Source organism: Pseudarthrobacter xylosi (assembly GCF_055412765.1).
The window spans coordinates 38,540-62,206 of the sequence record NZ_JBVAYT010000001.1 but is presented as its reverse complement, the minus strand read 5'-3'; the positions used below and the strand labels follow the sequence as shown (position 1 = coordinate 62,206).

Sequence of the window (23,667 nt, the reverse complement as noted above, 5' to 3'; positions counted from 1 at the left end):
AAAGCGGGTTTTCTTCTGACGCTCTCTCACTAAACGCAGGTTTTGGGGGAACCCTCTCGCACATCCCTGCAGGTCACCGCCGGTTAACCCGAACTTCACCCGGCGGACCGCTGCGCGTCGGAACCGTCTGACAAAGTGGCCGGGACCCGATCGTAAATCTGGAGGCTCCCCTTGTCTGAAACGACAGCCCGCAAGTTCACCCTGCTGCCCATGCTTGGCCACACCAAGGGCAAGCGCAGCGCCGTCACCTGCGCCCTGAAATGCGACAACGCCTGCGCCGGCGATGTCTGCAACACCAGCTCCAACAGCTACTTCCGCGACATCGCGTCCGCCACCATGTCCCGCCGCGCCGCCCTGGGCTTCGGCGCCGCCGGTGCGCTCGCCGTCGTACTCGGCAGTGCCATTACCTCCGCCGAACCGGCCGTTGCCGGCGGTCCCGGCCTGGCACCCGCCGCGAAGGAGGGCTTTGCCAAGTCGAAGCTGAAGTTCACGCCGATCGCTCCGGTGGATGCCGCCGTCGACGCTTTCACCGTGCCGGAAGGCTTCACCTGGCAGCCCGTGATCCGCTGGGGCGACCCGATCTTCAACGGCACGCCGGACCTCGATCTGAACAACCTGACGGCCGCCGCGCAGGAGAAGCAGTTCGGTTACAACAACGACTACACGGACATCCTGGAAATTCCCAACACCAAGGGCCGCCGGGCCGTGCTGTTCGCAAACCACGAATACACCAACGAGAGCATTATGTTCCCGGCCACCATGCCGGCAGCCGACGTCCGCGCGGTGGGGGCCGCTGCACACGGGCTGACCGTCGTCGAGCTGGAGCGCAAGAACACCACCAAGCCGTGGACCTACGTCAAGGGCGCGCCGCTGAACCGCCGGTACCTGAACAACACGGTCTACGAACTGACCGGACCCGCCGCGGGTTCCGCGCTGGTCAAGACGGTCGCCGATCCGAGCGGCCGCAAGATCAAGGGCACCCTGGGCAACTGCTCCGGCGGCACCACTCCGTGGGGCACCATCCTCTCCGGCGAGGAGAACTTCAACGGCTACTTCGTGTCCCCGGGCACGTCCGCCAGCGACAAGCGCTACGGCCTGTCGGCGTCGGCCACTGCGCGGAAGTGGGAACTGGACGACCCCCGCTTCGACACCCGCAACGCCGGCTACGAAAACGAAGCCAACCGCTTCGGCTGGATCGTGGAAGTTGACCCGTTCGATCCCACGTCCACGCCGAAGAAGCACTCCTCGCTGGGCCGCTTCAAGCACGAGGGCGCCAACGTGATCATCGCCGAGTCCGGCAAGGTAGTGGCGTATTCCGGGGACGACGAGCGCTTCGACTACCTGTACAAGTTCGTTTCCCGGGACGATTACAAGGAGGGCGACCGGGCACACAACATGACGCTGCTCTCGGCCGGAAACCTCTATGTCGCCAAGTTCACGGGCAACTCACCCGTCGCGGAGATCACCGGGGTTGGCAACGTTCCCGCCGACGGTTCATTCGACGGCACCGGCGAGTGGCTGCCGCTGGTGGTGGACGGCGCCTCCGCCGTTCCGGGCATGACCGTGGAAGAGGTCCTGGTCTACACCCGCCTCGCCGCGGACAAGGTGGGCCCCACCAAGATGGACCGCTGCGAGGACGTTGAGCCCAGCCTGCACACCGGCAAGGTCTACGTGGCCTGTACCAACAACTCGGACCGTGGCAAGGCCGGCAAGGAAGGCGCCACGGAGATCAACCCGCGCAATGCCAACCGCGACGGCCACATCGTGGAGATCACCGAAACCGGCGACCAGACCTCCACCCGCTTCACCTGGAACCTGCTGATGGTCTGCGGCGATCCCTCCACCGGCGACGTCACCTACTTCTCCGGCTTCCCGGTGGACCAGGTCTCGCCCATTTCCTGCCCGGACAACCTCGCCTTCGATTCCGTGGGCAACCTGTGGATCTCCACCGATGGCGCCCCCGCCGGAATTGGCAAGGCCGACGGCCTCTTCAAGGTCACCCTCGAAGGCGCCGAGCGCGGCAAGGTGGAACAGTTCCTGGCCGTTCCGCGTGAGGGCGAGACGTGCGGCCCGATCGTCCACGACGACGAGCGCAACGTCTTCGTCTCCGTGCAGCACCCGGGTGAAGAGGGCTCGTTCGCGGACCAGCACTCCTTCTTCCCGGACTACGTTGCAGAAGGCACGACGCCGGCCCGCGGCCAGGTGCGCGCCCCGCGTCCGGCAGTGGTCCAGGTGTTCCGCGGCTAAGTCCGCTTATCCGACCCCAGGACGCTCTCTCACTTGATGTGGGTTTTTGGCCAGCGCTCTATCACTTCCTGACCTGCTGCGGCAGGGAGTGAGAGAGCGTTTGGCATTTAGGCGCGTTAAGTGAGAGAGCGTCCAGGGGTGGCAGACTGGACCAGTGCCTTCTGAGACTTCCCTGAACTCCCTCGCCGCCGCGCGGATCGCCGTCGACGCCCTGATCGACGGCGGCGTCCAGTACGTGGTGGTCTCTCCCGGCTCACGTTCCGCCCCCATGGCCTACGCCCTCGCCGAGGCCGAAGCGGCCGGCCGCGTGGATCTCCTGGTCCGCATCGACGAACGTTCCGCCGGCTTTACGGCCCTTGGCCTGGCCCTGTCCACCGGCTCCCCGGCGGCCGTCCTCACCACCTCAGGCACCGCCGTCGGGAATCTTATGCCCGCCGTGATGGAGGCCAACCACGCGGCTGTCCCGCTGGTGGTGGTGTCCGCGGACCGGCCGGAGGAACTGCAGGGGACCGGTGCGAACCAGACCACCATCCAGCTGGACCTGTTCGGCGAGCACGTCCGGTTCGCCGCCGATGTCCAGGCGGGCAGCAGCCCGCTGCGCGCCGTGGAAACGGCGCTGGCCGCGGCCACCGGCGCTTTTTCCGACCTCGCGCCCGGGCCTGTCCAGCTGAACCTGGCGTTCCGCGACCCGCTGGTCCCAGCACCGGATGAGAAACTTCCGGCGGCGGCCGCGCATCCCAGGTTCCGGATCGGCACCGACCCGCTCACCATGAACCTGCCGCCCGCCTCTGCTTCGCTCGAGGAACGGCGCACCGTAGTGCTGGCAGGGCACGACGCCGGGCCTGTCGCCGAGGCGTTCGCCCGCGCCCACGGCCTGCCGTTGCTCGCCGAACCGTCCTCAAACGCCCGTTTCGGTCCCAACGCTGTGGGCCCCTACCGGCTGCTGCTGGAACACTTCGGACCGTCCGCGGCCCAGCCCATCGAACGCGTGGTGATGTTCGGCCGGCCCACACTGTCCCGCCCGGTTGCCGCACTGCTGGAGCGGGCCGACGTGCCGTCGGCGCTCTACCAGCCGGTCCCCGTGGCCTGGTACCAGCCGGGCCGGCGCACCGAACTTCCGCTCGAGAACCTGGCCGACCTCGCGGATTTCGCCGGCCGCGGCCCGTCCGACTGGCTCGATACCTGGCTGCTCTCCGGGGCCGCAGCGCAGCACGCGCTGGACGGCGTCCTGGCCACCGAGCCCGCCGCCACCGGACCGTCCGTGGGCGCCCTGGTCTGGCAGCACGCCCGCAGCCAGCTGATGCTGGGCTCCTCCAACGGCATCCGCGACGTTGACCTGGCCGGCCTGCCCGCAGCCGAGCCTGGCGCGACGGTTTACGCCAACCGTGGCCTTGCCGGGATCGACGGCACCATCTCCACGGCCACCGGCGTTGCCCTCGGCGGCCGCCAGGACACCACGCTGCTACTGGGCGACATAACCTTCCTGCACGACGCCGGCGGACTGCTCCTCGGTGCCGGCGAACCCGAACCCGGGCTCCGGATAGTGGTGCTGAACGACGCCGGCGGTGCCATCTTCGACCTGCTGGAGCACGGGGCTGTGCGCTCGGCGGGAGCATACGGCGGCGCCGTCGAGCGACTCTTCGGCACCCCCCACACCGTGGACATCGCGGCACTCGCCGCAGCGTACGGCGTCGGGCATTGCTTGGTAAGTACGACGGCGGGACTCGCCGAGGCACTCGCCGCGCCGCTGAAGGGCCGCAGCATCATCGAGGTGCGCACAGACCGTGTTGGCCTCCGCTCCCTCCACGCCCGCATCAAGGCCGCCGTGTCCGCCGCCGTCGAGGGTGTCCTGGCCGGGTAGTTCCCGACGCGCAAAAGTCCCCGTGACGCGCAGATGCCCTACCGCTGCCCGAATTTGGGTAGCGACTGGGCATCTGCGCGTCGAAAGGGCTGCGCGGAATCTGGCGGCGCGCGGCGCGATGCTTACTCTTCGATCTCGATGTGCGTCGGGTCCAGGACACGGCGCAGGAACTCCTTGGTGCGGGCCTGGGTGGGTGCGGAAATGACCTGCTCGGCCACGCCTTCCTCCACCACCACACCGCCATCCATAAACACCACGCGGTCCGCCACTTCGCGGGCGAAGCCCATCTCGTGGGTCACCACCAGCATGGTCATGCCCTCCTTGGCCAGGTTCCGCATGACCGAGAGGACATCGCCCACGGTCTCGGGGTCCAGCGCGGATGTGGGCTCGTCGAAGAGCATCAGTTCCGGGTCCATGCTCAGTGCGCGGGCAATCGCAACACGCTGCTGCTGGCCGCCGGAAAGCTGGTCCGGGAAGCGGTCCGACAGGTGCCCCAGGCCCACACGCTCCAGGTTGTGCTGGGCCACCTTGTCCGCTTCTTCCTGGGACCGCTTCAGGACCTTCGTCTGAGCGATGGTGCAGTTCCGCTTGGCGTCCAGGTGCGGGAACAGGTTGAACTGCTGGAACACCATGCCCACCTTGCGGCGCATTTTGTCGATGTCCACGTCGGGGTGGGTCGCTTCAAACCCGCCCACGTGGATGGCGCCCTCGTTGGGCTGTTCCAGGAGGTTGACACAGCGCAGGAGGGTGGATTTTCCGGAACCGGAGGGGCCGATCAGGCACACCACTTCACCGGGGGCCACGTCCAGGCTGATGCCCTTAAGGACCTCATTGCTGCCGTAGGACTTGCGCAGGTCCTTGATGGACACGCCGGCCGCGTTGATGGTGCCGGTGTTGCCGGCGTTGCCGGAGTTGCCGGCGGAGGAATTTACGACGTCGTTCATGGCTTCCCTGCCTATCGCTTGGTCCGCGCGGAGCGGCTTTCGAACTTCCGGGCCAGCAGGCTCAGCGGGATGGTGATGACCAGGTAGAAGGCACCGGCAACGAGGAGCGGCGTCAGGCCTGCGCCCAGGCTGGAGATGCCGTCGCGCCCGAACTTGGTGAGCTCGTACTGCGACGCCGTGAGGCCCAGGACGTAGATCAGCGAGGAGTCCTTGGTCAGCAGGATGACCTCGTTGGTCAGCGGCGGGAGGACAATCTTGAACGCTTGCGGAATGACGATGGACACCATGGCCCGCCACTGCGGCATGCCCAACGAACGTGCGGCCTCAAGCTGTCCCTTGGGCACAGCCTGCAAGCCGGCGCGGAGGGTTTCGGCGATATATGCCGAGGCCACCATGCCCAGCGAAATCATGACGATCAGGGTGACGTTCCACTGGACGCCAAACGCAAGCGGGACACCGTAGCCGAACGCGATGAACACGAGCAGCGCCGGAACTCCGCGGAAGAATTCGATGTAGCCCGTGGCGATCCAGCGGTACAGCGGGAAGGTGGAGAGCTTCATCAGGGCCAGCAGGAGGCCGCCGGAAAGGCCCACCACGAAGCCGAGGAACGTGTAGATGAGGGTGTTCTTGAGGCCAACCAGGAAGATGTCCGGGAACATCGGGCCGATCTTGGCGAAGTTGAAGACGCTGTTGCCGACGGTCTTCCAGTCGACGGCCAGGACCAGCGCGGCCACGGCCACTACGAAGATGCCGATCTGGATATACAGGCTTGCTCTGGCCCGTTGACGTGCGGTCATTGCCATGGGGTGCTCACATTCATTTGCGTGGCTGGGGCCCCGGACGGACTGCGGCGCAGTTTGTCAGGGGCCCCAGCGGCGTCATTCTCAGGGCTGTGAAGGTCAGTCCGAATCGCCGGCTACTTGGCGGTCTCGCCGAACCAGGTGGTTTCGAACTTCTTCAGGCTGCCGTCGTCGGTGATGCGCTTCAGGGTTGCGTTGACCTTCTCGGCCATGGCGGTGTTGCCCTTCTTGATGGAAACGCCCAGCTTCTCACCGGACGTGTAGTCCTCCACGCGCTTGAACTTGGGGTCATCCTTGATGGCATAGGCCAGGATGGACTGGTTGCCCAGGGCGGCGTCGATGGTGCCGGCCTGGATGGCCTGGACCAAAAGACCGCTGTCCTCAAACTGCTGCGCGTCGATGCCCTTATCCGCTGCATACTTGGCGCCGGTGGTGGCCTGCTGGACGCCAACCTTCTTGCCCTTGGCGCTGTTGATGTCCGTGATCCCGGATGCCGTGGTGGCTACGAGCGTGAGGTCATCGTCCATGTACGGGTTGGAGAAGTCCATAACGGACTTGCGGACGTCGGTGACCGACACCGAGGAGATGGAGAGGTCGCACCCGGTCAGGGCAGTGCCGGTCTCGATGGCTTCGAACGAGCTGTCCACCACGCTGAGTTCGGCTTTGAGGTCTTTGGCAATCTCGTTGGCGATGTCCATGTCGAAGCCGACGATCTTGCCGTCCTTCTGGAATTCGAAGGGCTCGTAGGGGACGTCGGAGCAAACCGTGAGCTTGCCGGCATTGATGAGCTGGATGCCACCCTCAGACGCGGCCGGGGTGGTGCTGCCGCCGCAGGCAGTGAGGGTGAGCGCGCCGGCGGCCAGGATTGCTGCTGCCTTGGCGGCGAACTTGGCCTGGGCCAGGGACTTGAGCTGCATGTTCTTTACCTTTTGTTGCAGGGGTATGCGGTACTAAATCGGTTCATAGTGTATCGCCGAATGAGAGATGTGCATCACACGAAACTTAGTTTCACTATTGGATAACTAAACCACAGCCTAAATCAAGACTCGGGAGGCCGTAGGTGTCTGGAATTCCGGACTCCCCGCCCAACTGGGTAGCAGCAGATGTCGTTCTGAGCGCTCAAACCGACATGTGCTGCTACCTAGTTGGAAATCCCCAGCGACTCCAGCATCGGCCGGAACTTCGCCCAGGTCTCCGCAAGCTCGGCCTCAGGCTGGGAGCCATCCACGATGCCGCAACCGGCATATAACCGCACGGTATGAGGATCCTCAATCACAGCTCCGCGCAGCGCGATGCCCCATTCGCCATTGCCGGCGGCGTCCAGCCAGCCCACCGGCCCCGCGTATGGGCCGCGGTCAAGGTGTTCGAGCTTGCGGATCAGGGCGCCCGCCACCAACGTGGGCGTGCCGCAGACCGCGGCCGTTGGGTGCAGCGCGTTAATCAGCGCGAGGCATGTGGGCACATGGCCCTCCACCTCTGCGAGCTCGGCCTTGACGTCCGATGCCAGGTGCCATACGTTCGGCAGCTCTAAAATGAAAGGCTCGTCGTGCGCGTTCATGGCCTCGGAAAACGGTGCCAGCTGCGACGTCAGCGACTGGATCGCGATCTCGTGCTCATGCCGCTGCTTTTCGGACCCGGCCAGGACCCGCTCGGCATAATCCATGGGAATCCCGTCTTCGCCGTGCGCGTCGCGGCGGTCCAGCGTACCGGCCAGCACGCGCGCCTGGGCAGTGCGGCCCTCCACCTGGATCAGCATCTCGGGGGTGGCGCCCACCAGCCCGTCCACGCCATACGTCCAGCATTCGCGGTACCGCACGGCCAGCTCGCGCAGCACCTGCGCGGCGTTTACGCCCGACGGCACCGTGGCCACAATGTCCCGGGCCAGCACCAGTTTCTCCAGCGCACCGGTCCGGATCTCCGCCACGCCTGCGGCGACGGCGGCCATCCAGTCTTCCTCGCTGAGCGAGCCGGTGTGCAGTGTGGCCCCGTCAGCCGGAGGCAAGAGACGTACGACGGCGCCGCCTCCTTCGGTGGGGAGGCCGCCGGGCGTGCCGCCCCCGCCGACGCCGGCCTCACCAAAGGCGCTGCCACGGCTTAGCCAGCCGTCCAGCGCGGCGAGGGCGCCCGCTTCGGTGAGTTCGCCGTCGTCGACCGTTAACTGGGTGAGCCAGTACTGGCCGTCCCGGACGCCCACTACGATCTCGGGCACGATCAGCCGCGATACGTGGGTGGACTTCTTGGAGAATGCAAAGGAGCCAAAAGCCACCGGGCCAGTGCCGGGCAGCTCCACGGAGTCTGTAATGTCCGCTTCGAGGACCAGGTGGCGCCACCAGATGTCGGCCTCCAGGAAGCGCTCAGGGCCGGTGGCGGTGAAGCGGGCGATTTCGCCGAACCCCACCAGGCCGGCTTCGCGGCGGGTCCAGCAGAGGACGTCGTCCCGGACCAGGAACTGCGGCAGTCCGCCGGCAGATGCGTTGCCATCCAGTGGGACTGTGAGGGTGCGGAACGTGCTCGTCATGATGAGACAACATTACTCCCGCGTATGCGTGCGTCCGCGTTGGGCTGTGCGGGTCGCATGAGGGGAGCGGCAGGAGCAGCGTCGTTTGCCATTGCTTCGGACCGGCGCACGGGCTCGTCGAAAGTCCTTCCCAAGTTTGTCTGAGACAATTGCATGGTGAACCGAGCATCCTTGGAAAAGCGTCCGGACGAAGTAGCCACGATGTTTGACGACGTCGCACCTAAATACGACGTCGTCAATGATGTCCTCTCCATGGGGCAAACCCGCCGTTGGCGCAGGATCGTGGTGGACGCCATGGACATGAAACGGGGCCAGCGGGTGCTGGACCTGGCCGCGGGAACCGGCACCTCCAGCGAGCCATATGCCGATGCAGGCATAGATGTCATCGCCTGCGATTTCTCCCTTGGCATGCTCAAAGTAGGCAAGCGCCGCCGCCCGGACATCGACTTCGTTGCCGGCGACGCCACCAACCTGCCGTTCGCGGACAACAGCTTCGACGCCAGCACCATTTCGTTCGGCCTCCGCAACGTCAATGAGCCCAAGAAGGCGCTAGCCGAGATGCTCCGCGTCACCAAGCCCGGCGGCAAGCTGGTCATCGCCGAGTTCTCCCAGCCCGTGGTTCCCCTGTGGCGCACCATGTATACGGAATACCTCATGCGTGCCCTGCCGGCCATCGCCGTCAAGGTGGCCTCCAACCCGGACGCCTACGTGTACCTCGCCGAGTCCATCCGCGCCTGGCCGGACCAGGACCACCTGGCCGCCTGGCTGCAGGAATCCGGCTGGGAAAAGGTCACCTACCGCAACCTGACCGGCGGGATCGTGGCCGTACACCGCGCCACCAAACCGCTGGAATCCACGCCGGACGGGGCCGCGGAGGCCATCGCCGCGCACAAGGGCCCCGTGGCCAAGCTTCGCCGCAACATCGTCCGCTGAACGGCGTGAATGTTCTGATTGTCGGCGCTGGGCCAGCTGGTTCCACCGCCGCGTATTACCTTGCCAAGGCCGGCATCAGCGTGACCGTCCTGGAAAAAACCAGCTTCCCGCGAGAGAAGGTCTGCGGCGACGGCCTCACCCCACGGGCGGTCCGCGAAATCCAGAAGCTCGGCCTGCCGCACCCTGAAGCGGACGGCTGGCGCCGGAACAAGGGCCTCCGCCTGATCGCCGGCGGCCGCACCATCGAACTGCCCTGGCCCGAGGTCTCCGACCTCCCGCAGTACGGCCTCATCCGCACCCGCCTGGGCTTCGACGAGGAACTGGCCCGCCATGCCCAGGCTGCGGGAGCCGAAATCCTCGAGCGGCACAGCGTCACCGAAGCCCTGCGCTCGGAGGACGGCCGCGTGACCGGTGTCCGCGCAGCGCTCCTGGACGAGTCCGGACGAAAGACGGGGGAGACGCGCGACTTCAGCGCCGACGTCGTGCTCGCCGCAGACGGCAACTCCACCCGAACCGCCGTGTCGCTGGGCATTCAAAAGCGCGACGACCGCCCCCTCGGCGTCGCCGTCCGCACCTATTTCACGTCGCCGCGGCACGACGACGACTGGATGGAAGGCTGGCTGGAGCTCCCCGGCCGCGACGGAAAACTGCTCCCCGGCTACGGCTGGGTGTTCGGCGTGGGCGACGGCACCTCCAATGTTGGCCTCGGCATCCTGAACTCGTCCAGGGAATTCGGCAAGCTCGACTACAAGCAGGTCCTGCGCGAATGGACCGCCGCCATGCCCGCCGAATGGGGCTTTAGCCCGGACAACCAGGTGGGCGAAATCCGCGGCGCCGCGCTGCCCATGGGCTTCAACCGCACCCCGCACTACTCGCCTGGACTCTTACTCCTGGGCGACGCCGGCGGCATGGTCTCCCCGTTCAACGGCGAGGGCATCTCCTACGCGATGGAATCGGCGCGGTTCGCGGCGGAGTTCATCATCGACGCGTCCGCTCGTTCCTCTGCTGTGGGGGCAACGTACGACGCCGACGCGCACCTCGCGGGGTACGCGGCCTATGTGCGGGGCCAGTGGGGATCGCACTTCACGCTGGGCCGGGCGTTTGCCGCGCTGATCGGAAAACCCGCGGTTATGAAGCTCGCGCTACGGACCGGGATGCCCATTCCCGTGCTGATGCGCTTTGTGGTGCGGCTGCTGGCCAACCTGACCGACCCGGCCGCGAAAGGCTTCGAGGACCGTGCCATCCGCGTCCTGGAATCGCTGGTTCCGGCAACATCCAATACATCCACGCATACCCCAACGGAATCCAACCAGCGGTATCCGCAACAAAAAGTTAGGGTTAACCAGTGACTAACTCCGCAGACCACAGCTGGACGCACGCCGGGCACGGCCTGCCGGACTCCGAACCCAGCCTCAACACCACCGCCATCGCCACGGGGCTGCAGCTGCCCGCGGGCTTTGCGGCCATCGCGGAGGACGCCGAGCTGGGCCCCGCCATTACCAATAACCTGGCCCGGGTGGAGAAGAAACTACGTGAGGCCATTGCCAACTCCGATCCGCTGGCAGACGCAACGTCGCGTCACCTCGTGGAAGCCGGCGGCAAGCGCATCCGGCCGCTGCTGACGCTGCTGTGCGCCCACCTCGGTGACGCGTCCCTGCCTGCCGTGGTGCAGGCGGCCGTGGTGGTGGAGCTGACCCACCTGGCAACTCTGTACCACGACGACGTTATGGACTCTGCCCCGTTCCGCCGCGGCGCCCCCACGGCCCACGAGGTGTGGGGAAACTCCGTGGCTGTCCTCACCGGCGACCTCATCTTTGCCCGTGCCTCCATCCTGGTGTCCGAGCTCGGCTCGCGCGCCCTGGGCATCCAGGCCCGGACGTTCGAGCGCCTCTGCCTGGGCCAGCTGCACGAAACAGTAGGTCCGCGCCCGGATGAGGATCCGGTGGAGCACTACCTGTCCGTCATCGCGGACAAGACCGGTTCCCTGGTGGCTGCGTCCGGCCAGCTCGGGGCCATCTTCGCCGGTGCCGACGAGGCCTACGAGGAGCTCCTGGTGGAGTACGGCGAGAAGGTGGGCGTGGCCTTCCAGCTCGCCGACGACGTCATCGATGTCACCGGCGTTAAGGTGAAGTCCGGCAAGTCACCGGGCACGGACCTCCGCGAAGGGGTCCCCACGCTGCCGGTCCTGTTCCTGCGGCGCGATGCTGCAGCCGGTGACCAGTCCGCCGTCGACCTTTTGAAGCTCATTGATGGTGACCTGACGTCTGATGAAGCGCTGGCTGCCGCTGTTGCCGGGCTGCGCGAGCACCCGGTCACCGCTGAGTCCTGGGTGGTTGCGCGCCGCTGGGCCGACGAAGCCATCGCCGCGCTGGCGCCGCTTCCCGAGGGTGTAGTGAAGTCGTCGCTGGCCAACTTCGCCCTGGCTGTGGTGGACCGCGCCAGCTGATTCACTTGTTGTGCAGTGGGGCCTCGGCGGGTTGAACCTGGCCGGGGCCCTAGCTGTTTGCTTGGGGGAGTCCGTTAAATGCAATAGCCCCGGTTCTCAGCAACGAAACGAATCACACGTTGCGTCGAACCGGGGCTATATCTCCGTTCGCATCAGACCCGCCGGAGGCGTTTAGCGGATCCATGAACAGTCTATGACAGGTTTGTCACAGGATGCAAGCCCCCTGTTACGGCGCGTGTCACAGGCTTTCTGTCTCCCCTGTTCGTCTCCCTCGTGGGGCACATTGAGGCATCCGATGAGTATTCCGGGCTGCAGAGACGGCGTGTTCCCGTCGAAGTGCCCCGCGACGGCTCAGTTGTCCACATGAGGCACCTTGGGTCTGCCCTTTGCTGCAGTCCAAGTGCACCGTGGAGCAATGGATATTGAGACTTTTCTTCGTCAGCGGGCGGGTGTGGCCCGCACTTCAACCCTCCGAGAGGGTTGGCACCAGGTGACTGCCGCCGTCGTACTTTCGATGCAATAGTGGGGCACTTTGCGCAACGCAACCGGCGAAACAGGCTCGGGGGACGGCGTGTTCGTGTCGAAGTGCCCCGCGATGGGCGCCGGGCAGCGCCCAAGAGCACAGGCAGGGTGGGCCGGAAGCCTAGTTTTCTTCCTCGTCGTTGAAGGCCCACTCGAACATGTCGAAGACGAATTCGGAGAAGGTGCCTTCCTCGCTCTTCCACTGCCCGCGGGCGTTGTTGCGGCGGTACACGATGGGGTCCGGGATGCCGAGGTCGCCTACGCGGAAGCCCCAGGTGAACTGTTCTTCCTCGTCCTCGAGGAACATCAGGAAACCTTCATCATCGACTTCCAGCTCTTCGGGATCCCAGAAGTAGTGGTAGGCCTCCATGATGTCCTCACAACCGCCCACCGCCAGGTAAAACTCGCGGAGGACCAGGGGAACCTGGAACTGGTGCTCGGCGAGGGCCGCGTCCAGTTCGTCGGTAGGCAGGCCATCTTCTTCCTGCCATTCGTCCTCGAGATAGGTCGGAACAAGCGCGCGGAACTTCTCGAGGAACATGTCAGTCATGCTCATATCCTAGCTAACTGCGGCCTGCTCCCGAGCCGCCGCCTTAGCTCCCACCAGCCCCGGCACCGGAGTCCCGCCGGTGCAAGCCATGCACGGCCAGCGGAACATACCAGGACCGGCGCCAGGCAACTACGCGGAAGGCGAACACCACGGCAGCCACCGCGCACGCCGTCAGCACGTTGAAGGCCCCTGTTACCCAGAGCAACGCGGTCAAGGCCGCCCCGCTGAAGGCCGGCAGCGCGTAGAGGTCGCGGGGGTTGAAAAGCTGGGGCACCTCGTTGGCGGTAACGTCCCGCAGCAGGCCGCCGCCCACGGCTGTGGTCACGCCGAGCAGCACGGCGGCCACCGGATTCATTCCCAGCGCCAGGGCCTTCAGAGTTCCGGTGATGCAGAAGAGGGCCAGCCCGCCGGCGTCGAACAGCACCAGCAGTGAGGTGTACCGCTGCACGCTGGAGTACAGAAAATACACCAGGACGGTGGCCAGGACCGGGGGAACCAGGTACGCGGGGTTGGAGAAGGCTGCCGGCGTGGTGTTGAGGATGATGTCGCGGATGACGCCGCCGCCGAGGGAGACCAGGGACGCCAACAGCAGCGAACCCACCAGGTCGAACTGTTTCCGTGCCGCCAACAACGATCCGGAGACGGCGAAAAAGAAGACGCCGGCCAGGTCAAGCCATACCAGGTCGATGTCGAACGGCAATGAGTCGAACGGCGTTGTCATGTGGCGTCCCGGCAGTTTTATGGTGGGCGGACAGGGCGGCTCCAACGTTACGCTAGCCCCTATGAACAACCCGATCTTGATCGCCTGCGCCCATGGGACGTCCAGCACGCAGGGCGCCGCGGAGGTCAACACGCTGCGCGCAAACATCGCCGCCCTGCGCCCGGGCCTGGACGTGCGCGAAGCCTACGTGGACGTCCAGCAGCCGGACCTCGTGGACGTGGTGGCGGGCCTCCCCGAAGAACAACAGGCAGTCGTTGTGCCGCTGCTCCTCAGCGTCGGATATCACGTCAAGGTGGACATCGCCCGTGCCGTGAAAAGCCGGCCGGGCAGCCTGGCCGCAGCGCCGCTCGGCCCTGACCCGCGGCTCGCGGCCCTGCTGGACCAGCGCCTCCGCGAGGCCGGCGTCACGGACCGCGACGCGATCGTCCTCGCCGCTGCCGGGTCCTCCAATCCCAACGCCGCCGTCAGTGTGGAAGAGCTCGCCGCCCAGCTCAGGGCGCTGCGCCGCAACCGGATCCTGCCCGCCTACGGTGCCTCTGCCCAGCCGTCGGTGCCCGACGCCGTCGCCATCCTCCGCCAGGAACTGGAAGGCGGCGCCGGGGCGGGGGAGTCCGCAGGCGCCGTGGACGACGGCGGCCGCGTGGTGATTGCCTCCTACCTCCTCGCGCCGGGGTTCTTCCACGACCAGCTGGCCAAAGCCGGTGCCGATCTCGTGACGGAACCACTGCTGCCGTCGCCGGTGCTCGCCGAGATCGCGCTGGAACGGTTCGACGCCGCCGTCGCACGCGGTCAATAGCCGCCCGCCCGGGAACCGCAACCAAGCACAGCGGGCGGGCATCTTCAAGGCTCTCCGGCGGTTCGTGACGAATTGTTTCCCTAGGTGACCTCCCGTTTCCAGACCTTTGTGACGCACTTCGGCAGGCACCTACAGTCGATGCATGACTGATACAGCTCTAGCCGGAGCGTCCGTGGACCCCGCCGCCGCCAAGCGCCCCGCGCGCGCCTCCCGTCCGGCCGCAAAGCCGCACGGGCAGTGGAAAGTGGACGGCAAAACCCCGCTGAACGCCAACGAAACCTGGAAACAGGAAGACGACGGCCTCAACGTGCGCGAGCGTATCGAGACCATCTACTCCAAGGACGGCTTCGACGCCATCCCCAGCCAGGACCTCCACGGCCGCTTCCGCTGGTGGGGCCTGTACACCCAGCGCAAGCCCGGGATCGACGGCGGCAAGACCGCCACGCTCGAGCCGCACGAGCTGGAAGACAAGTACTTCATGCTCCGGGTCAGGATCGACGGCGGTGCGCTCACCACCGAGCAGTTGCGCGTCATCGGCCAGATTTCCGTTGATTTCGGCCGGGATTCCGCCGACCTCACGGACCGCCAGAACATCCAGCTGCACTGGATCCGGGTGGAGGACATCCCCGAGATCTGGAACCGGCTTGAGGGTGTTGGCCTGTCCACCACCGAGGCCTGCGGCGACGTGCCCCGCGTCATCCTGGGCTCACCCGTGGCCGGCATCGCCAAGGACGAGATCATCGACCCCACGCCGCTGATCGCGGAACTGGGCGAGCGTTTCATCGGCAACCCGCTGCTGTCCAACCTGCCGCGCAAGTACAAAACTGCCATCACCGGCCACCCCAGCCAGGACGTGGTCCACGAGATCAACGACTTCGCCCTGGTGGGCGTCCGCCACCCCGAACTCGGCGTCGGCTACGACCTCTGGGCCGGCGGCGCACTGTCCACCAACCCGATGCTCGGCAAGCGGCTCGGTGCCTTCGTGAAGCCTGAAGAGGCTGCCGAAGTCTGGCTCGGCGTCACCAGCATCTTCCGCGACTACGGCTACCGCCGCATGCGCACCAAGGCCCGCCTGAAGTTCCTGATGGCCGACTGGGGACCGGCGAAGTTCCGCCAGATCCTCGAGGACGAATACCTTGGCTACAAGCTGGCCGACGGTCCCGCCGCGCCCAAGCCCACCACTCCGGGCGACCACATCGGCGTGCACGAGCAGAAGGACGGCAAGTTCTTCATCGGCGCCACCCCGCTGGCCGGCCGCCTGTCCGGCGCGCAGCTGATCAAGCTCGCGGACACCCTCGAGGCCCGCGGCTCCTACCGCCTGCGCACCACCCCGCACCAGAAGCTTGTGGTCCTGGACGTTGCCAAGGACCATGTGGAACCGCTGGTTGCCGAGCTGGACGCGCTGGGCCTCTCCGCCCGCCCGTCCGTGTTCCGCCGCGGCACCATCGCCTGCACCGGCATCGAATACTGCAAGCTGGCCATCGTCGAAACCAAGGTCACGGCGGCCACCGCCGTCGCTGACCTGGAACGCCGCCTGGCGGACCTCGCGGAGTCCGGCGAACTGCCGCACGCACTGTCCCTGCACATCAACGGCTGCCCCAACTCCTGCGCCCGCATCCAGACAGCGGACATCGGCCTGAAGGGCATGATGCTTCCCACGCCCGACGGCGACCCCTCCCCGGGTTTCCAGGTCCACCTGGGCGGCGGGCTGGCTTCCAACAGCCGCGAAGAGGCAGGTTTGGGACGCACCGTCCGCGGCCTGAAGGTATACGTCGAGGACCTGCCGGACTACGTGGAACGCGTTGTACGCACCTTCGTGGCCCAGCGCGCCGAAGGCCAGACGTTCGCGGAATGGGCCCACGCAGCAGACGAGGAGGCACTCCAGTGAGCAAGCACGCATTGGGCGTTGACCCGGTGGTTGAGCCTGTAGAGACCCCAAAGCTCCGCACCCACGACGAGCTCAAGGTCATCGCCGAGTCCGGTGCTGCCGAGCTCGGCTGGGACGCCCCCGCCCGCGACGTGATCGCCTGGGTGGAACGCAACTTCGACCTGTCGGCGGTGGCCGTCGCGTGCTCCATGGCCGACGCCGTCCTGCCGGCCCTGGTCGCGGACCAGCTGCCCGGCGTCGACGTCCTGTTCCTGGAGACCGGTTACCACTTCCCGGAAACCTACGCCACACGTGACGAAGTGGCCGCGAACCTCCGGGTTAACGTGGTGGACGTTGTTCCCGAGAACACCGTGGAACAGCAGGACCGGCTCCTGGGCAAGGACCTCTTTGCCCGCGACGCCGCCCAGTGCTGCGCCCTCCGCAAGGTGGCCCCGCTGCGCCGCACCCTGGCCGGCTACGAACTCTGGTTCACCGGCGTCCGCCGCGACGAAGCCCCCACCCGGACCAACACCCCACTGGTGACCTGGGACGACGTCAACGGCTTGGTCAAGGTCAACCCTGTGGCCGCGTGGACATTCGACCAGCTGGTCCAGTACTCCGACGACAACCTCCTACCCGTCAACCCGCTGCTTTCCCAGGGTTACCCCTCCATTGGTTGCCAGCCCTGCACCCGCAAGGTGGCGCCCGGAGACGACCCCCGCGCCGGCCGCTGGGCAGGCACCGACAAGACAGAATGCGGACTACACGTATGAGCACTTACCTAACTGAGGAGACCACCCAGGTGACTGACGCCGCCGTATCGACGCGCCTCTCCAGCCTGGACACCCTCGAGTCCGAAGCGATCCACATCATCCGCGAAGTCGTGGCCGAGTTTGAGAAGCCTGCGCTGCTGTTCTCCGGCGGCAAGGACTCCGTGGTGATGCTGCACCTGGCCACGAAGGCGTTCTGGCCGGGCAAGGTCCCGTTCCCCGTCCTGCACGTGGACACCGGCCACAACTTCCCCGAGGTCATCGACTTCCGCGACCGGACGGTGGAGCGGCTGGGACTCAAGCTCGTGGTCGGCTCCGTCCAGGAGTTCATTGACCGCGGCGAGCTGGCCGAGCGTGCCGACGGCACCCGCAACCCGCTGCAGACCGTCCCGCTGCTGGACGCCATCTCGCAGAACAAGTTCGACGCCGTCTTCGGCGGCGGCCGCCGCGACGAGGACAAGGCCCGCGCCAAGGAGCGCATCCTGAGCCTCCGCGACGAATTCGGCCAGTGGGACCCGCGCAACCAGCGCCCCGAACTGTGGAACCTCTACAACGGCCGCCACACCGTGGGCCAGCACGTCCGCGCGTTCCCCATCAGTAACTGGACCGAGCTGGACATCTGGCGCTACATCGAACGAGAAAACATCGAGCTGCCGGGCCTGTACTACGCCCATGACCGCGAAGTGTTTGCCCGCGACGGCATGTGGCGTGCGGTGGGCGAGGTTTCCCAGCCCCTGCCGCACGAGGAAGTCATCACCAAGACGGTCCGCTACCGCACCGTGGGCGACATGTCCTGCACCGGTGCCGTTGAATCGGCCGCAGCCACCGTGAGCGACGTTGTGATCGAAGTTGCAGCCTCCACCATCACCGAACGTGGCGCCACCCGTGCAGATGACCGCATCTCCGAGGCCGCCATGGAAGACCGCAAGAAGGATGGTTACTTCTAAATGAGCACCGAAACTTCACTCCTGGCCGCCGAGCTGGAGACAGCCCTGCCCACCACGCTTTTCCGCTTCGCCACCGCCGGATCGGTCGACGACGGGAAGTCCACTTTGGTGGGCCGCCTCCTGCACGACTCCAAGGCGATTCTTGCCGACACGCTCGACGCCGTTGCCCGCACCTCCTCCGACCGCGGCTTTGGCGGCGAGAAGGGCGGGATCGACCTGGCCCTCCTGACCGACGGCCTGCGCGCCGAGCGGGAGCAGGGCATCACCATCGACGTGGCCTACCGCTACTTCGCCACGGACCAGCGCAGCTTCATCCTGGCCGACTGCCCCGGGCACGTCCAGTACACCAAAAACACGGTGACCGGCGCATCCACGGCGGATGCCGTCGTCGTACTCATTGATGCCCGCAAGGGTGTCCTGGAGCAGACCCGCCGGCACCTGTCGGTGCTGCAGCTGCTGCGGGTGGCGCACGTCATTGTGGCCGTGAACAAGATCGACCTGGTGGACTTCAGCGAGTCCGTGTTCCGTGAGATCCAGGCGGACGTGCAGCAGGTGGCCCGCGAACTGGGCATCGGCTCCGCCGAGCTGGGCAGCGCGGACCACATCGATGACCTGCTGGTCATTCCGGTGTCCGCCCTCGACGGCGACAACGTGGTGGACCGTTCCGAGCGCACCCCCTGGTACGACGGTCCGGCCCTGCTGGAGGTCCTCGAGACGCTTCCGGCCGCGGACGAGATCGACACGCAGCTGGAGAGCTTCCGCTTCCCCGTGCAGCTGGTTATCCGGCCGCAGGGTGCGCTGGCTCCCGACGCCGTGGCCGGTGGCCTGGACGTTGAAGCGTTCCGCGACTACCGCGCATACGCCGGCCAGATCACCGAGGGTTCCGTGAAGGTGGGGGATTCGGTGTCAGTGCTGACCCCCGGCCAGGCTGCCCGCACCACGACGGTGACCGGCATCGATTTCGCCGGCGAATCACTGCAGGAAGCGTTCGCCCCGCAGTCCGTGGCGATCCGCCTGGCCGAGGAATTCGACGTCGCCCGCGGTGACACTATTGCCGCCGCCGGGACCTTCCCGGAGTCCACCGCAGACCTGTACGCCGCGCTGTGCTGGCTGTCGCCTAAACCGCTGCGTGAGGGTGCCAAGGTGTTGGTCAAGCACGGCACCCGCACCGTCCAGGCGCTGGTCCGCAGCGTCAGTGGCAAGCTGGACCTGGCTACGTTCAAGCTCGAAGGCGCGTCCAGCCTGGAGCTTAACGACATCGGCCACGCCCAGCTGAGGCTTTCCGCGCCGCTGCCGCTGGAAAACTACCTGCACCACCGCCGCACCGGCGCGTTCCTGGTCATCGACCCGCTGGACGGCAACACGCTGGCCGCGGGCCTGGTCAAGGACCACCCGGGAGACCACGAGGACGAGCGCTACTCGATCTGAGCCTCACTCGCTTGAGCTGCCCTGCCCCGCATAACCGTTGGTCCCCCCACAACGGTTATGCGGGGCAGAGCCGTCCTAGGGACGCCAAGCCCGCGCTGCCGTTCATCGATCTGCACCTGGAGCTCGGTCCCGGCACGCGGCCACGGATTCTTAGCGGCTCAGGGGCGGGCTTCGAATACGAAGAGTTCGGTACCCGCGACTTCCTCGCCGTCGTCAGGTGCGGCGAACAGGCGCAGCACACCGCCGTCCGACTCCAGGGCAACCGGATTGCGGGTCATGGAGTGCCCGGCGGTGGAGAACTTCTGGAAGGGAACCTCGTGGACGATCGTTCCGTCTGTGAGGTCCGTCAGGGCGAGGCCGCCGAGCTCGAACGGCTTCCCGTCAGCAGTCTTGAGGCCGGTAATACCCGAGCATAGTTGGTGCCCGCGCCGGCATACTCGCAGTCCTGGTAGTCGATGAAGTGGCTGGAGTTGGCCTGCGTCGCCAGGAGCCTGCCTTGGCTGTTCCAGGTCAACAGCTTGCGGGAACCCCAGCTGACGCCGCTGATTCGGTTGGTCTTGCGGTCGGCGACGACACCGCCAACATGGTCCGCCTCACGGAACTGCTCTGTGACCTCATATGTGTCTGGGTCGATCGTATATACGATGGAGCGGCTGTTGGGCCGGTACTCGGCTACGGGGACCCAGACCTTCCCGCCGTCGAAGTCCGTGCCTCCCGGGTGGTAGACACTATCCTCGCCCAGGACGATGTCTCTCAGCAGCTTCCCCTGCCGGTCGATGACGAAGACGTGGCCTCGACCCTTGCCTGTACTGCGGTCGTAACCGTCGACGGGCGAGGGGTAGCGCACTGTCGGTTCGAGGATCTCGACGCTGCTAAGGAAGATTTTGTCGCCGACCAGCGACATGCCCTGCGGGTGGAAGGTCGGAAAGTCCAGCTTGAGCTTCTGGACCTGGTCCCACTGGGTGTTGCGGTCCACCTTGGTGAAGGCCTCTGCTTCTGCTGTGTGGCCATTCGGGGTTTTCGAGCTGGTGGCCACGGCGGAGGTTCCGGCTGTCAGGGTGGCCGCAGCGACTGCTGCGATGGCCAGGACGCGCTTCATCTTCATGTCTACTCCAAGTACGTGGTTAGGTGCCCGTTGTCCAGGCGCGATTTGTCCAGGCGCGATCAAACGTAGGGGTCCGTGATGGCAAGACTAATAACGGCAGGTGTCGAGAGGGTGACGCAAGCGGCTTGGACCGGGGCCACCCCAAGAAATCAGTCCTCCTGCCTGGCAGCTGATCAACGTCAAGGGTGACGGAATCGGGCCCGGAATGTGACGCTGCATGAACCCGCGTGACCCCCCGTTTCTGCTTCATTGAATGGGTTTATGTCACTCCCTATGGTGAAACAATGACTAGTTCCAAGCCCGGGATGACCCGCATCGTGGCAGGCGAGAGCGCAGTACCCAAGCGCAAGCGTGCCATCGAGGCAGCCCTGGCGATCGGGCTCGTCTTTCTGATCGCCGCCGGCGCCCTGGTGGCGTCGTCCATTTCCCGTAATACGGCGGCCGAGGCAGCCATCCCGGCGCCCACGCCGGCCGGAGAACTGAAGCTGGGCTATTTCGGAAACCTGACCCATGCCCCCGCCCTGGTAGGCGTGAAACAGGGGATCCTGGCCCGTAGCCTGGGCGGCACCAAGCTCAGCACCGAAACTTTCAACGCGGGACCTGCCGCGATCGAAGCATTGAACGCCGGCGCCATTGACGCCACCTACATCGGCCCGAATCCAGCGATCAACTCGTTTGTCAAGAGCGAGGGGGAGTCCGTGAGCGTCATCGCGGGCGCCGCTGCGGGTGGGGCGCAACTGGTTGTGCGTCCCGAGATCACTTCCGCGGCCGACCTGAAGGGCAAGACGCTCGCATCGCCGCAGCTTGGCGGCACGCAGGATGTTGCGCTCCGCGCGTGGCTCGGCTCGCAGGGCTACAAGACCAATGTGGACGGCAGCGGCGACGTCGCCATCAACCCCACGGAAAACGCCCAGACGCTGAAACTGTTCCAGGATGGAAAGCTCGACGGCGCGTGGCTGCCTGAGCCCTGGGCCTCCCGCCTGGTGCTCCAGGCCGGAGCCAAAGTCCTGGTGGACGAAAAGGACCTCTGGGACGGATCCCTTACCGGTAAGGCCGGCGAGTTCCCCACCACCATCCTTATTGTCAACAAGAAATTTGCCGCCGCGCATCCGGACACGGTCAAGGCGCTGCTGAAGGGCCATGCCGAGTCGGTGGCGTGGCTGAATGACGCGCCCGCCGCGGAGAAGACGAGCGTCATCAACGGCGCCCTGCAGGAATCGGCGGGCGCGGCACTTCCCGCCGATGTCCTGGATCGAGCCCTGCAGAAGGTGGTGTTCACGGTGGATCCGCTCGCGGGAACCTACCCCAAACTCCTCGAAGACGGGGTGAAAGCCGGCACCACCAAGCAGGCCGACATCACCGGACTGTTCGACCTCCGTGCTCTGAACGAAGTCATGGGGACCGCCGAACGTGTCTCCGCGGCAGGCCTCGGCCAGGACTGACCTCACAACCTCGCCACCAACTACCTAAGGACGGGACCATGCCAGTCGTACTGGAAAACCTGGGCAAGCGCTTCGGCGACGGCGCCCCGGTGCTGGACGACGTCAACGCCAATATCGGCGCGGGCGAATTCGTAGCCCTCCTCGGTGCATCCGGCTGCGGCAAATCCACCCTGCTGAACATCATGGCGGGACTGGAGGTCCCGACGTCGGGCGCCCTTGAAGTACCCAGCGACGGAGCAGCCTTTATGTTCCAGGACGCCGCGCTCTTCCCCTGGCTGACGGCCCGGGAAAACATCGAGCTGGCCCTGAAGCTGCGCGGTGTGGGGAAAGCTCAACGCCGGATCAAAGCCAACGAGTTGCTGGACCTTGTGCACCTGGGCGAGGCGGGGGACAAGCGTCCGCATGAGCTGTCTGGCGGCATGCGCCAGCGCGTGGCACTGGCCCGGGCGCTGTCACAGGACCGGCAATTGCTGCTCATGGATGAGCCGTTCGCTGCCCTGGACGCCATCACCCGCGACCTCCTGCACGATGAACTGGAACGCATCTGGAAGGAAACCGGGCGCACCATCGTTTTTGTCACCCACAACGTCCGCGAGGCCGTGCGGCTGGGCCAACGGGTACTGCTGCTGTCGTCCCGTCCCGGCCGCGTGGTCCAGGAGTGGGCTGTTTCCGAGGAACACCGAACCGACGCCGGCTTGGCCGGACAGCTGACCGGGGTCATCACCGCCCGGCTGCGGGAGGAGATTCGCCGTCATGCCAAATAACCCCACCCCGCTCGCCGAGAGCGACCCGCTGGTCGAGGCTGACGAGACCGGGATTTCGACACGCTCAAACACTGGACAGCCGGAAACCCGCAAGGTCCATGCTGCCCTGACCCGCTCGTCTACTGGGAATGAGGACCTGCGCGAGCTTGAGGCCGGGCTGGATTCGCTACAGTCGGACGCCGCGCGCAAGCACCGGATCGACTGGAGCCGTGTGCTCCTGCCCGTCGCCGCCCTGGTGGTCCTGATCCTGGTCTGGCAGTTCTACGTCTCTCTAGGCCTCAAACGGCGCGACCTGGTTCCCGGTCCGCTGGACGTCCTGGGCCAGATCGGCGTCCTCTGGGGCGAGGCCAAACTGCAGGAAGCGGTATGGACTTCGCTGCAGCGCGGGCTGGTCGGGTTCCTGATCAGCGTTGCCATCGCCACGCCGGTGGGGCTGCTGCTGGCCCAGGTTGCGCCGCTGCGCCGTGCCTTCGGGCCGCTGATTTCCGGCCTTCAGGTGCTGCCATCCGTGGCATGGGTTCCCGCCGCCATCATCTGGTTCGGCCTCACGGACGCCACCGTCTACTTCGTGGTGTTTATGGGAGCGATCCCGTCCATCATCAACGGGCTGATCTCCGGCGTGGACCAGATCCCGCCGCAGTACCGCCGCGTCGGCACGGTACTGGGCGCCAACCGTTTCCAGATGGCCGTGCAGATCATCCTGCCTGCCGCACTGCCGGGATACCTCAGCGGGCTCAAGCAGGGCTGGGCGTTCTCGTGGCGGTCGCTCATGGCCGCGGAAATCATCGCCGTTGGCGGCACTATCGGCTTCGGCCTCGGCTCCATGCTGAACCAGGGCCGGGACCTGGCCGACATGACCATCGTGATGTCCGCGATCCTGATGATTCTGGCCGTCGGCATCCTGATCGAGCTGCTGGTGTTCGCCCCGATCGAGAAGCGCCTCCTCCGCAGCCGCGGCCTCCTCGCCGGCAGCACCCGCTAACGCTCCCTCCAACGCGGGGTCAGA

21 protein-coding genes are annotated in these 23,667 nt (G+C 66.2%); 13 read left to right on the top strand and 8 right to left on the bottom strand.

Features of this window, described 5'->3' with window-relative positions; translation table 11 throughout:
• The first annotated feature begins 171 nt into the window (after window positions 1-171).
• Entirely contained in the window at window positions 172-2,247 is a 2,076-nt protein-coding gene (locus ACZY1F_RS00290; protein ID WP_463939664.1) for a PhoX family protein, read from the top strand.
• Between the two features lie 154 nt (window positions 2,248-2,401).
• Window positions 2,402-4,108 carry a 2-succinyl-5-enolpyruvyl-6-hydroxy-3-cyclohexene-1-carboxylic-acid synthase gene (gene menD, locus ACZY1F_RS00285; protein ID WP_463939663.1) on the top strand — a complete coding sequence of 569 codons (1,707 nt, stop codon included), beginning with the start codon at window positions 2,402-2,404 and terminating at the stop codon, window positions 4,106-4,108.
• A 122-nt stretch (window positions 4,109-4,230) separates the two neighbouring features.
• Here the strand turns inward: menD and ACZY1F_RS00280 are convergent, their stop codons facing one another.
• The 4 genes from ACZY1F_RS00280 to ACZY1F_RS00265 all read right to left on the bottom strand — a co-directional run bounded on the left by ACZY1F_RS00280 (window position 4,231) and on the right by ACZY1F_RS00265 (window position 8,370).
• Window positions 4,231-5,052 (bottom strand): amino acid ABC transporter ATP-binding protein, encoded by an 822-nt coding sequence (locus tag ACZY1F_RS00280; protein WP_463939662.1) that lies wholly within the window; start codon window positions 5,050-5,052, stop codon window positions 4,231-4,233.
• An 11-nt stretch (window positions 5,053-5,063) separates the two neighbouring features.
• Window positions 5,064-5,855, bottom strand: coding sequence for an amino acid ABC transporter permease (locus ACZY1F_RS00275; RefSeq protein ID WP_463939661.1), 792 nt, complete (start codon window positions 5,853-5,855; stop codon window positions 5,064-5,066).
• A 113-nt stretch (window positions 5,856-5,968) separates the two neighbouring features.
• The gene (locus tag ACZY1F_RS00270; protein WP_463939660.1) at window positions 5,969-6,769 is read right to left on the bottom strand and encodes an ABC transporter substrate-binding protein; all 801 of its coding nucleotides are present in this window, start codon (window positions 6,767-6,769) and stop codon (window positions 5,969-5,971) included.
• Window positions 6,770-6,993: 224 nt separating this feature from the next.
• Window positions 6,994-8,370, bottom strand: a complete 1,377-nt coding sequence (locus ACZY1F_RS00265; protein ID WP_463939659.1) for an isochorismate synthase — start codon at window positions 8,368-8,370, stop codon at window positions 6,994-6,996.
• Window positions 8,371-8,526: 156 nt separating this feature from the next.
• Here ACZY1F_RS00265 and ACZY1F_RS00260 point away from each other — a divergent pair, with 156 nt between their 5' ends.
• From ACZY1F_RS00260 to ACZY1F_RS00250, 3 genes are read left to right on the top strand one after another with little or no spacing between them, the layout of a single operon-like run.
• Entirely contained in the window at window positions 8,527-9,303 is a 777-nt protein-coding gene (locus ACZY1F_RS00260) for a demethylmenaquinone methyltransferase (protein WP_463940374.1), read from the top strand.
• A gap of 5 nt (window positions 9,304-9,308) precedes the next feature.
• Window positions 9,309-10,652 carry a geranylgeranyl reductase family protein gene (locus ACZY1F_RS00255; RefSeq protein WP_463939658.1) on the top strand — a complete coding sequence of 448 codons (1,344 nt, stop codon included), beginning with the start codon at window positions 9,309-9,311 and terminating at the stop codon, window positions 10,650-10,652.
• Window positions 10,649-11,749 (top strand): polyprenyl synthetase family protein, encoded by a 1,101-nt coding sequence (locus tag ACZY1F_RS00250; protein WP_463939657.1) that lies wholly within the window; start codon window positions 10,649-10,651, stop codon window positions 11,747-11,749. Before ACZY1F_RS00255 ends, ACZY1F_RS00250 begins: the two co-directional genes overlap by 4 nt.
• Window positions 11,750-12,392: 643 nt before the next feature.
• Here the strand turns inward: ACZY1F_RS00250 and ACZY1F_RS00245 are convergent.
• Window positions 12,393-12,821 carry a hypothetical protein gene (locus ACZY1F_RS00245; protein ID WP_463939656.1) on the bottom strand — a complete coding sequence of 143 codons (429 nt, stop codon included), beginning with the start codon at window positions 12,819-12,821 and terminating at the stop codon, window positions 12,393-12,395.
• Window positions 12,822-12,864: 43 nt separating this feature from the next.
• Window positions 12,865-13,542: a trimeric intracellular cation channel family protein gene (locus ACZY1F_RS00240; protein ID WP_463939655.1), complete on the bottom strand. Its 678-nt coding sequence runs from the start codon at window positions 13,540-13,542 to the stop codon at window positions 12,865-12,867.
• A gap of 61 nt (window positions 13,543-13,603) precedes the next feature.
• On the opposite strand from ACZY1F_RS00240, the gene ACZY1F_RS00235 reads away from it, so the two are divergent.
• The 5 genes from ACZY1F_RS00235 (at window position 13,604) to ACZY1F_RS00215 (ending at window position 19,350) form a co-directional block, all read left to right on the top strand.
• On the top strand, window positions 13,604-14,338 hold the full coding sequence (locus ACZY1F_RS00235; protein ID WP_463939654.1) for a sirohydrochlorin chelatase: 735 nt from the start codon (window positions 13,604-13,606) through the stop codon (window positions 14,336-14,338).
• 142 nt (window positions 14,339-14,480) lie between these two features.
• Complete coding sequence (locus ACZY1F_RS00230) at window positions 14,481-16,226, top strand: nitrite/sulfite reductase (RefSeq protein WP_058931585.1); 1,746 nt, start codon at window positions 14,481-14,483, stop codon at window positions 16,224-16,226.
• The gene (locus tag ACZY1F_RS00225) at window positions 16,223-16,978 is read left to right on the top strand and encodes a phosphoadenylyl-sulfate reductase (protein ID WP_463939653.1); all 756 of its coding nucleotides are present in this window, start codon (window positions 16,223-16,225) and stop codon (window positions 16,976-16,978) included. The genes ACZY1F_RS00230 and ACZY1F_RS00225 overlap by 4 nt, the downstream gene beginning before the upstream one ends.
• A complete protein-coding gene (gene cysD, locus ACZY1F_RS00220; protein WP_463939652.1) occupies window positions 16,975-17,922 on the top strand; it encodes a sulfate adenylyltransferase subunit CysD in 948 nt (315 codons plus the stop codon). Before ACZY1F_RS00225 ends, cysD begins: the two co-directional genes overlap by 4 nt.
• Window positions 17,923-19,350 (top strand): sulfate adenylyltransferase subunit 1, encoded by a 1,428-nt coding sequence (locus ACZY1F_RS00215; protein ID WP_463939651.1) that lies wholly within the window; start codon window positions 17,923-17,925, stop codon window positions 19,348-19,350.
• A gap of 158 nt (window positions 19,351-19,508) precedes the next feature.
• Here the strand turns inward: ACZY1F_RS00215 and ACZY1F_RS00210 are convergent, their stop codons facing one another.
• Window positions 19,509-19,754 carry a DUF6454 family protein gene (locus tag ACZY1F_RS00210; protein WP_463940373.1) on the bottom strand — a complete coding sequence of 82 codons (246 nt, stop codon included), beginning with the start codon at window positions 19,752-19,754 and terminating at the stop codon, window positions 19,509-19,511.
• Window positions 19,697-20,455, bottom strand: coding sequence for a DUF6454 family protein (locus tag ACZY1F_RS00205; protein WP_463939650.1), 759 nt, complete (start codon window positions 20,453-20,455; stop codon window positions 19,697-19,699). Before ACZY1F_RS00205 ends, ACZY1F_RS00210 begins: the two co-directional genes overlap by 58 nt.
• Before the next feature lie 305 nt (window positions 20,456-20,760).
• Between ACZY1F_RS00205 and ACZY1F_RS00200 the strand changes: the two genes are divergently transcribed.
• Genes ACZY1F_RS00200 through ACZY1F_RS00190 form a run of 3 tightly spaced genes read left to right on the top strand, consistent with a single transcriptional unit; the run spans window position 20,761 to window position 23,643 of the window.
• Entirely contained in the window at window positions 20,761-21,897 is a 1,137-nt protein-coding gene (locus ACZY1F_RS00200) for an ABC transporter substrate-binding protein (RefSeq protein WP_463940372.1), read from the top strand.
• A 38-nt stretch (window positions 21,898-21,935) separates the two neighbouring features.
• Complete coding sequence (locus ACZY1F_RS00195; protein WP_463939649.1) at window positions 21,936-22,661, top strand: ABC transporter ATP-binding protein; 726 nt, start codon at window positions 21,936-21,938, stop codon at window positions 22,659-22,661.
• Complete coding sequence (locus tag ACZY1F_RS00190) at window positions 22,651-23,643, top strand: ABC transporter permease (protein WP_463939648.1); 993 nt, start codon at window positions 22,651-22,653, stop codon at window positions 23,641-23,643. Before ACZY1F_RS00195 ends, ACZY1F_RS00190 begins: the two co-directional genes overlap by 11 nt.
• Window positions 23,644-23,667 lie beyond the last annotated feature (24 nt).

Coding starts and splice junctions, on each gene's coding strand:
- ACZY1F_RS00280 (WP_463939662.1), bottom strand. CDS start 5,052: ATGAACGACGTCGTAAATTCCTCCGCCGGCAACTCCGGCAACGCCGGC.
- ACZY1F_RS00275 (WP_463939661.1), bottom strand. CDS start 5,855: ATGGCAATGACCGCACGTCAACGGGCCAGAGCAAGCCTGTATATCCAG.
- ACZY1F_RS00270 (WP_463939660.1), bottom strand. CDS start 6,769: ATGCAGCTCAAGTCCCTGGCCCAGGCCAAGTTCGCCGCCAAGGCAGCA.
- ACZY1F_RS00265 (WP_463939659.1), bottom strand. CDS start 8,370: ATGACGAGCACGTTCCGCACCCTCACAGTCCCACTGGATGGCAACGCA.
- ACZY1F_RS00245 (WP_463939656.1), bottom strand. CDS start 12,821: ATGACTGACATGTTCCTCGAGAAGTTCCGCGCGCTTGTTCCGACCTAT.
- ACZY1F_RS00240 (WP_463939655.1), bottom strand. CDS start 13,542: ATGACAACGCCGTTCGACTCATTGCCGTTCGACATCGACCTGGTATGG.
- ACZY1F_RS00235 (WP_463939654.1), top strand. CDS start 13,604: ATGAACAACCCGATCTTGATCGCCTGCGCCCATGGGACGTCCAGCACG.
- ACZY1F_RS00230 (WP_058931585.1), top strand. CDS start 14,481: ATGACTGATACAGCTCTAGCCGGAGCGTCCGTGGACCCCGCCGCCGCC.
- cysD (WP_463939652.1), top strand. CDS start 16,975: ATGAGCACTTACCTAACTGAGGAGACCACCCAGGTGACTGACGCCGCC.
- ACZY1F_RS00215 (WP_463939651.1), top strand. CDS start 17,923: ATGAGCACCGAAACTTCACTCCTGGCCGCCGAGCTGGAGACAGCCCTG.
- ACZY1F_RS00205 (WP_463939650.1), bottom strand. CDS start 20,455: ATGAAGATGAAGCGCGTCCTGGCCATCGCAGCAGTCGCTGCGGCCACC.
- ACZY1F_RS00200 (WP_463940372.1), top strand. CDS start 20,761: ATGACCCGCATCGTGGCAGGCGAGAGCGCAGTACCCAAGCGCAAGCGT.
- ACZY1F_RS00195 (WP_463939649.1), top strand. CDS start 21,936: ATGCCAGTCGTACTGGAAAACCTGGGCAAGCGCTTCGGCGACGGCGCC.
- ACZY1F_RS00190 (WP_463939648.1), top strand. CDS start 22,651: ATGCCAAATAACCCCACCCCGCTCGCCGAGAGCGACCCGCTGGTCGAG.